The sequence below is a fragment of the Psychrobacter sp. 1Y4 genome (assembly GCF_051847555.1).
In genome coordinates, this window is record NZ_JBPYDE010000352.1 from 1 (window position 1) to 826 (window position 826).

General features: G+C 47.6%; 1 protein-coding gene. It reads right to left on the reverse strand.

Annotated elements, in window-relative coordinates:
• A partial coding sequence (locus ACS8FC_RS16260) for a dihydroorotase (RefSeq protein WP_439297539.1) occupies positions 1–826 on the reverse strand: 826 nt, incomplete at both ends.

The following is an 826-nucleotide window of genomic DNA, read 5'->3' on the forward strand; positions in this document are numbered from 1 at the left end:
TGCTGATTAAAAAATGGTGTGTTTTTACCATTCGATAGCATAGATTGCGCGGTCACTTGCCACTCCAGATTGGGATCAACCAATACCGCGCCGCCGATCGCTTCATACTGCTCATTAATACCTGCAATTTTTGCAGGGTTGAGACAGATTTTATCAACCAACTCTGAGAGTGTTAACACCTCATCATTGACCAGTTGACATGCCAGCGCCATAAACGTATCAAAATTCGAGATACCTGGCGTACTCTCAGCAAATGGCGCTTTTTTAGCAGTACTGTTTAATGGTTCGTGATGACTACAGATAGCATCGATAGTGCCATCTTTTAAGCCACGGCGTATGGCTTGCTGGTCAGTATTACTACGTAGTGGAGGTAATACGTAAGCCTGAGCATTAAAGCCTTCAAGATTGTCATCAGTTAGATAAAGCTGATGCATCGCCACATCGCAGGTCACCGGCAAGCCTTTATCTTTTGCCCAGCGCATGAGCTCAATGGAAGACTTACAGGATAGCTGACTAAAATGAGCGGCGATTCCCGTCTCTTCAACCATCAACAGCTGCGTAGACAGTGCAACCGTTTCCGCAATCCAAGGAATCCCTTGCAAGCCATGATAAGAGGCGATATAACCCTCATGCGCCACGCCATCTCCAGACAGACTTGGCTCGTCAGGATAAAAGAATACTTTCATGCCAAAGGTCGCCGCGTACTCTAATGTACGTAGCAGCACTAAGTCGTTGCGAAAAGGCCTACGCGCATTAGATACTGCGATACAGCCGCCCTTCTTAAGCCCTGCGATGTTAGACGGTCGTTCGCCCTCCAGTCCTGTGG